Source organism: Acidisphaera sp. L21 (genome assembly GCF_009765685.1).
Taxonomy (GTDB): Bacteria; Pseudomonadota; Alphaproteobacteria; order Acetobacterales; family Acetobacteraceae; genus LMUY01.
The window spans coordinates 57255-64428 of record NZ_LMUY01000145.1; the positions used below are offsets into that span (position 1 = coordinate 57255).

Below are 7174 nucleotides of genomic sequence, written 5' to 3' on the forward strand. Positions count from 1 at the left end.
CCGGCACGTCCAGCGGCACGAAGCGGTGCAGCACGCCAGGGTGTCGCTGCACCAGCAACCGGGCGGAGGCAACGGTCCCCGTGGTGACCAGTACGGTGACGGGACTATCGCGCAGCGCCTCCAGAACGGGCAGGACGGATACAGTTTCGCCGACGCTGGCGGCGTGGATCCAGATCAGCCGGCCCGGCGGCCGCGGCGTGTCGTCGATGCCGCGGCGTTCGTCCAGGCGGTCGGGCAGTTCCTTGTCGCGGCGGACCCGGCGCCGCAGCATCAGGCGCAGACCCGGCGCCAGCATCGATGCGGTGCCGCGCCAGGCCAGTGCCAGGCCCCAGCCTTGCGAGGTTATTGCGGGCACGATGTCAACTCGGGCACAGGTCGTCTGCCCTGTCGGCGGCCTCGGTCAGGGCGGCGGTGATCAGGGGGACGGATGCCTCCCACCCATCGCGGGGCACCAGCAGCGGCGGGCCGCAGACGATGACGCCGCGGCCGAAGGGGAGCGGCACCAGCATCTTGTCCCAGGTGGGCAGGATTCGGTGGCGGCTGGTTTGGGCGCCGACGGGCAGGATGGGTGCGCCGGACAGGGCGGCGATCTGCGCCACGCCGGGTGCGGCGCGACGGCGGGGGCCGCGGGGACCGTCGGGCGTGATGAGGATGTGCTGGCCGGCCTGAAGCTCCCCCAATAGCACCCGCACACTGGCGGCGCCGCCCTTTTCGGAGACGTCCCGGGCGGAGCCGTCCTTGCTGGATGAGCCGTGAACGACCTCGACGCCGAAGCGCCGGACCACGGCGCCGATGAAGCGGCCGTCGCGGTGCTTGCTGACGAGGACGCGCGGTGTGCCGGTGGCGCCCTTGCGGCGCATGATGAACCAGAGGGCGGGGAGCAGCGGGAGACGCTCGTGCCAGAAGGCGGCAATGTGGGGATGCCCGGCGGTGGCCGCGACGGCGTGCTCCTCCCCCACCAGCGTCCACCGGGTGGTGCGCAGGGCGAAGTCCAGATACAGCCCGACCAATCGCGCGGTGAAGGCCTGCACCGCCGCGCTGCGGAGCAGCCGTTTCAACACGAGGAGCTTCCAGCCATGTGGGCGGCGGGTAGCATAGCGCCACCAACTCTGCCAACTCGCGAGCCCATTCGCGAACGCTACTGCGGCGGTCATCCGACGCGGCTTTCTGCGCTTCCGGTGCTCACGGCCCCATAAGGCCGCTGCGCTCCGGTTCTCGAAAGCCACGCCGGGCGGCGCTGAAGGGCGCCTCTGACTCGCCGCAGCGCATTCGCGAACGGGCTCGGGCCTGGTGGTTATCGGACGCGGCTTTTGGCGCGGCTGAGGCTCAGGCCTTGGAGCGGGTTTTTACGCGGCGTTTCTCTGGGTTGCTGTGGCGGTCAAGGGGACTAGGTTGCCCATGAACATCTCGGCGCAGGCGCGCCAGGAGAAGAGTTCGGCGTGGGCGCGGCAGGCGGCGCGGTTGCTGCGGTCCAGCGCCAGCAGGGCGGCGGTGCGCAGGTCCGGGTCGATGGCGCCGACGCCGGGGTTGGCGCGGCCCAGAACGTCCAGCGGGCCGGTGACGGGGAAGGCGGCGACGGGGGTGCCGCAGGCGAGGCTTTCCAGCATGACCAAGCCGAAGGTGTCGGTGAGCGAGGGGAAGACGAACACGTCCGACCCGGCGAAGGCCTGGGCCAAAGAGGCGCCGTGGCGCATGCCGACGAAATGCGCCGCCGGGTAGCGCTTTTCCAAGCCGGCGCGGGCCGGGCCGTCACCCACCACCACCTTGGAGCCGGGGAGGTCCAGCTCCAGGAACGCGCCGATGTTCTTTTCCACCGCGACGCGGCCGACATAGGCGAAGATCGGGCGGGGAAACAGCCAATTTTCCCGTGGTTCCATTTGGAATTGCGCCAGGTCCACGCCGCGGGTCCAGGTTTTGACGTTGGTGAAGCCGCGTTCGGTCAGTTCGGTGCGCAGGCTTTGCGTGGCCACCATGACGCCCGAGCCGGCGCCGTGGAAACGGCGGAGCCAGGCGTAACTGAGCGCGGTTGGCACCCTGGTGCGGGCGTAGAGGTACTCGGCGAAGCGGGTGTGGAAGGCGGTGGTGAAGTGCCAGCCCCGGGCGATTGCCACGGCGCGCGCTGCCATGCCGAGGGGGCCTTCGGTCGCGATGTGCAGGGCGTCGGGGTTAAAGCTGTCGATCATTTGCGTCAGCGTGCGCCGGGGCAGCAGGGAGAGGCGGATGTCGGGGTAGGTGGGGCAGGGCAGGGTGCGGAAGCGGTCTGGCCCGATGACGTCTACGGCGTGGCCCATCGCCGTCAGCTCGCGCATGACGGTCGATAGGGTGCGGACGACGCCATTCACCTGGGGCTGCCAGGCGTCCGAGATCATCAGGACCCGGCGTGGGCCGGGTGGGAGAGCGCTAGGCAGGTTCGGCGATCCGGCTTTGGCGCGGGGCGGCGAAGGATAGGCGGTTCAGCGCGGCCCAGTCGATCAGTTCCAGCCGGCCGTCCTCGTGCTCCACCAGGGCGGTGCAGCTTTCGACCCAGTCGCCGTCGTTGAGGTAGAGGATGCCGTTTACGTCGCGCATTTCGGCGTGGTGGATGTGGCCGCAGACCACACCGTCGAACCCGCGACGCCGGGCTTCGCTGGACAGGGCGGTCTCGAAGCGGTCGATGGCCTTCACGGCTTCCTTCACGCGGCGTTTCAGCCAGGCGGAGAGCGACCAGTAGGGGTGGCCGAGGCGGCGACGGATGGCGTTGAAGTGGCGGTTGACGATGAGCGCGGCGGTGTAGGCGCTGTCCCCGAGGAGGGCGAGGAACTTGGCGTAGCGGACGACGCTGTCGAACTCGTCGCCATGCATGATGAGCAGGCGGCGGCCGTCGGCGGTGGTGTGCTGTGCCTCCTGTCGCAGGCGGATGCCCGCCACTTCCAGCCCCATGGGCAGCCAGGCGCGGAACATCTCGTCGTGGTTGCCGGGGATGTAGGTGACCTCGGTGCCGGCGCGGGCCTTGCGCAGGATGAGGCGGATCACCTCGTCATGCGTTTCGTCCCAGTACCAAGATTTACGCAGGCGCCAGCCGTCGATGATGTCGCCGACGAGGTAGAGATGGTCGCAGGCGGTTTTGCGGAGGAAATCGGCCAGAAAATCGCTGCGGCAATCCCGCGTCCCCAAATGGAGGTCGGAAATGAAGATGGCCCGGTAACGATTGATGGAAGGGTCGGACCCGGTGGTCGCGTTCATGTCGGCGCGTCCAATCTATTGAACTTGCGTTTAAGAGGCTGGTCATAAGCCGTGTATCCGCGTCGCTGCGGTGAAGGTTAGATGACGTCGTGATTTTGTGGTGTGTTTGGGATACGTCATCTTTTTGACTCCGGAGTGTCATTCGACTGAAATGATCTAGGAGCATTTTGCGCTATGCTGCTGAATCGACGCCACGAGCACAGATTTTGATTGTCATCTTCAACCCGACCGCGGGGCGCCGCCGGGCGCATGCGTTGTGGCGCGTGCTGGACGTGCTGTCCGCGAACGGGATGCGGCTGGAACTGGCGGAGACGCAGCACGCCGGGCACGCGACGGAGTTGGCGCGCGACGCGGTGCGCAGCGGCGCCAAGTTGATCGTGGCGGCGGGTGGTGACGGTACGATTGCGGAGGTCGCGAACGGCATGGCGGGCGGCAGCGCCCGGTTGGGCGTGATCCCGCTGGGCACTGCCAACGTGCTGGCGCACGAGTTGCGGTTGCCGTTCGCTCCGCAGGCGGTGGCCGCGGCGTTGGCGTTCGGCCGCACCTGTATGCTGTGGCCCGGCGTGGCGACCCTGCCCGGGGAGACGCGGCTGTTCGTGCAGATGCTGGGCGTGGGGCTGGATGCGCAGGTGGTGCACGGGATGAGCGCGCCGCTGAAGCGGTTGTTGGGCAAGGGCGCGTATGTGGCGCAGACCGTGCGGGAGATGAGCCGATACCGGTATCCCAAGCTGCGCATCCGCCTGGATGGCGAGGAGATGGATGCGGCGAGCGTCATCGTCAGCAAGGGGCGGTTATATGCGGGGCGGTTCACCCTGGCGCCGCATGCCAATGCCTGCCTGCCCGGGTTCAGCGTGGCGGTGTTCGAGCGGTATGGGACGATGGCGGCAATGATGTATGGCGCAGCGCTGCCGCTGAACCTGCTGCCGCGAATGCCGGGGCTGCGGATCGAGAGCGTGAGCGCGGTGGAGATATTGGGAGACGGGGGGCAGTACGCGCAGGCGGATGGCGACCCGGCGGGGGCGACGCCGATCAGTATCCGGAACGCGGCTTCGCCGATTGAAGTGGTGGTGAGTTAGCGGGGGGCTCCGCCCCGAACCCCGCCAGGGGATAGTCATCCCCTGAGACCCCTTTATTCTAACTAGGGGGCAGGGCGGAGCCTTGCTAGATTGTGACGCCTTCGGCTGCGGTCAGCGACCAGGTGGGATTGGGGTCGCAGAAGATCGGCAGCGCATTGGGGGTGCGGACGTCGATGGGGAGGCCCATTTCGGCGCGCAGGGCGCGGAACCAGGCGCCGTGGGCTACCACCAGAACGGGCGCCGGGTGAACGAGCGCTTCGGTCAGGCCCTTGGCGGCGCGCGTGCGGAGTTCGGCGAAGCTTTCGGCGTCTTCGGGGGTCGCCTCGCCGCTGATCCAGGCGGTGAACCAGGCGGCGTGCTGGATGGTGCCCTCGTGCACGCCGAACGAGACTTCCTGTAGGTCGTCGATGAGCGTGACGGGGAGGCCTAGCACCTTGCCGGCGGCCTCCGCCGTGTCGCGGGCGCGGGAGAGGGGGGAGGAGACGATGCTGGCGATGCCGCGGCCGCGGAGTAATTGCGCCGCCGACGCGGCCTGGGCCACGCCGGTGGGGTTGAGCGGGACGTCGGTGCGGCCCTGGCTGCGGCCGTCGGCGTTCCAGTCGGTCTCGCCGTGGCGCAAGAACCAGAAGGCGCGGGCGGGGATCATGCTAGGCTGTGAGCCCTTCGGATTGGATCGTGCGCTGCACGGCAGGGCGGGTCTTCATGCGGGCGAAATGGGCGGCCACGTTCGGCGGCAGCGGCACTTCGGCGCGGGGCGCCCAGTTGCAGACGTAGTAGAGCGTGGCGTCGGCTAGGGAGTATTCGCCGGCGATCCACTCGCGGCCTTCCAGGCGCTTGTCCATCAGGGCCATGCCCTTGGCGAAGATTTCGCGGCCGCGGGCCTGGACCTTCTCCTTCTCCGCCTCGTTGGGGGAGAAATTGCCGGGGCGGGCGATGCGGGCGAAACCCTGCATGTGCATGGTGGCGGTGATGTAATCCATCGCCTCGATCGTGCGGGCTTCGGCCTCCGGATCGCTGGGCATCAGCTTGGCGGCGGGGTTGGTGCGGGCCAGCCAGGTAGCGATGGCGCCGTATTCGGTCAGCACACTGTCATCGTCGCGGCGCAGGGCCGGGATCTTGGATTTCGGGTTGATGGCGACATAGGCCTCGCTGAACTGCGAGCCGTCGCGCACGCTGATCAGGTCCAGATCGTACGGCTTGCCGATCTCTTCCAGCATGATGTGGATGCCGACCGAGCAGGCGCCGGGCGAGTAGTAGAGTTTCATCGCGGTGTTTCCTCTTGTCGGTGCAGTCGAGTTGTCGGTCTAGTCGAATAGGGAGCTGACGCTGCTTTCGTCGCTGATGCGGCGCATTGCCTCGGCCATCAAGGGGGCGACGGTGAAGGTGCGCAGGTTGGGGGCGCCGCGCACTGCCTCGGTCGGCTCGATGCTGTCGGTGATGGTCAGCATCTCGATCGGGGAGGCGGCGATGCGGGCGACGGCGCCGCCGGAGAGTACGCCGTGGGTGACGTAGACGCTGACGGAGCGGGCGCCCTCCGCCATCAGCGCCACGGCCGCGTTGCACAGGGTGCCGCCGGAGTCGCAGATGTCGTCGACCAGGATGCAGTCCATGCCGGCGACGTCGCCGATGATGTTCATCACCTCCGACACACCGGCCCGCTCGCGCCGCTTGTCGATGATGGCGAGTTCGCAGTTGAGGCGGGAGGCGAGGATGCGGGCGCGCAGCACGCCGCCGATGTCGGGGGAGACAATCATCACCTTGCGCCCGGCGAAGCGCTGCTGGATGTCGGTGGTGAAGAGCGGGGCGGCGTAGAGGTTGTCGACGGGGAGGTCGAAGAAGCCCTGGATCTGCCCGGCGTGGAGATCCAGGGTCAGGACGCGGTTGGCGCCGGCCTCGGTGATGAGGTTGGCGACCAGTTTGGCGCTGATCGGCGAGCGGGAGGAGGTTTTGCGGTCCTGCCTCGCATAGCCGAAATAAGGGATGACCGCGGTGACCCGGCGGGCGCTGGAGCGGCGCAGCGCGTCCAGGGTGATCAGCAATTCCATCAGGTTGTCGTTGGCGGGGTAGGAGGTCGATTGCAGCACGAACACGTCCTCGCCCCGGACGTTCTCGTGGATTTCGACGAACACCTCCATGTCCGCGAAGCGCCGGATCGACGCGCGCGTCAGCGGGATGCCCAGGCTGGCAGCGACCGCTTCGGCGAGCGGCCGGTTGCTGTTGCAGGCGACGATCTTCATGGGGCAGCGTCCTGGGTGCGGCGGCGAGCGGGTTCTAGCAACGCTTCACCGATATGTCATCAACTCGCGGGCTCGGGGCTTTTGACGCTGCCGGGGGCGGGCGTGGCGGTGGAGGACCGTCCGCTGGCCTGGATCACCACTTCGTTCACGCCGTTGGACGCCTCGTTGGTGACGACGACCGCGACCTCGCCCCAGTAATTGTCCAGCGATTTGGGCGGGACCTCGTTCAACTGGATCACCCGGCCGCGCTCGCGGCCCTGGGCGTCCACCACGATCCATTGCAGTTCGATCCGTTCGGTGTTGTTGGCGCCGGGTGCGGTCTTCACCTGGCCTTCGACCGAGAAATCAGCGCCCTTCGGCGAGTCTTGCACCACGTCGCCCAGATTCGGCAGCTTGGTGGTCATGAGGCGGGCGAGGGTGATGTTGCCGTCGCCGGGGGCGCCGGTGACGCCCTTGAAATACAGCACGGGGGGGCGGTTGAGCAGGCTGTGCGGGTCGCTCATCTGCCGCCGGGCCTCGATCCCGTTCAGCATCGCGATGACCTTCGGTGCCTCTGCATCGGCGGCGGCCTTCAGCGTGGCGGGTTGGCCGGCGGCCCAGTCGGCGGGGGGCACGGGGGCGCCCTGGCTGGCGCCTTGC

General features: G+C 68.2%; 8 protein-coding genes and 1 pseudogene. 1 reads left to right on the forward strand and 8 read right to left on the reverse strand.

All coding sequences use genetic code 11. The features are described 5' to 3' along the window. The 4 genes from GSQ76_RS32210 to GSQ76_RS26810 all read right to left on the reverse strand — a co-directional run. On the reverse strand, window positions 1–355 hold a 355-nt coding region (locus GSQ76_RS32210), incomplete at its 3' end, for a glycosyltransferase N-terminal domain-containing protein (protein ID WP_272482693.1). 4 nt (window positions 356–359) lie between these two features. Beyond that, window positions 360–1154: a lysophospholipid acyltransferase family protein gene (locus GSQ76_RS26800; protein WP_158747137.1), complete on the reverse strand. Its 795-nt coding sequence runs from the start codon at window positions 1152–1154 to the stop codon at window positions 360–362. A 192-nt stretch (window positions 1155–1346) separates the two neighbouring features. Further along, the gene (locus GSQ76_RS26805; RefSeq protein ID WP_158747138.1) at window positions 1347–2369 is read right to left on the reverse strand and encodes a glycosyltransferase family 1 protein; all 1023 of its coding nucleotides are present in this window, start codon (window positions 2367–2369) and stop codon (window positions 1347–1349) included. 31 nt (window positions 2370–2400) lie between these two features. Then, a complete protein-coding gene (locus GSQ76_RS26810) occupies window positions 2401–3222 on the reverse strand; it encodes a UDP-2,3-diacylglucosamine diphosphatase (RefSeq protein ID WP_158747139.1) in 822 nt (273 codons plus the stop codon). 206 nt (window positions 3223–3428) lie between these two features. On the opposite strand from GSQ76_RS26810, the gene GSQ76_RS26815 reads away from it, so the two are divergent. After that, window positions 3429–4298 (forward strand): diacylglycerol kinase family protein, encoded by an 870-nt coding sequence (locus GSQ76_RS26815; RefSeq protein ID WP_158747140.1) that lies wholly within the window; start codon window positions 3429–3431, stop codon window positions 4296–4298. 85 nt (window positions 4299–4383) lie between these two features. On the opposite strand, the gene GSQ76_RS26820 is transcribed toward GSQ76_RS26815, so the two are convergent. From GSQ76_RS26820 to GSQ76_RS26835, 4 genes and pseudogenes are all read right to left on the reverse strand, one after another. Further along, on the reverse strand, window positions 4384–4944 hold the full coding sequence (locus tag GSQ76_RS26820) for a histidine phosphatase family protein (RefSeq protein ID WP_158747141.1): 561 nt from the start codon (window positions 4942–4944) through the stop codon (window positions 4384–4386). Window position 4945: 1 nt separating this feature from the next. Beyond that, on the reverse strand, window positions 4946–5563 hold the full coding sequence (locus GSQ76_RS26825) for a glutathione S-transferase family protein (RefSeq protein ID WP_158747142.1): 618 nt from the start codon (window positions 5561–5563) through the stop codon (window positions 4946–4948). Window positions 5564–5602: 39 nt separating this feature from the next. After that, window positions 5603–6535: a ribose-phosphate pyrophosphokinase gene (locus tag GSQ76_RS26830; protein ID WP_158747143.1), complete on the reverse strand. Its 933-nt coding sequence runs from the start codon at window positions 6533–6535 to the stop codon at window positions 5603–5605. A gap of 59 nt (window positions 6536–6594) precedes the next feature. Beyond that, window positions 6595–7174 (reverse strand): annotated as a pseudogene (locus GSQ76_RS26835) (hypothetical protein); the annotation flags it as partial.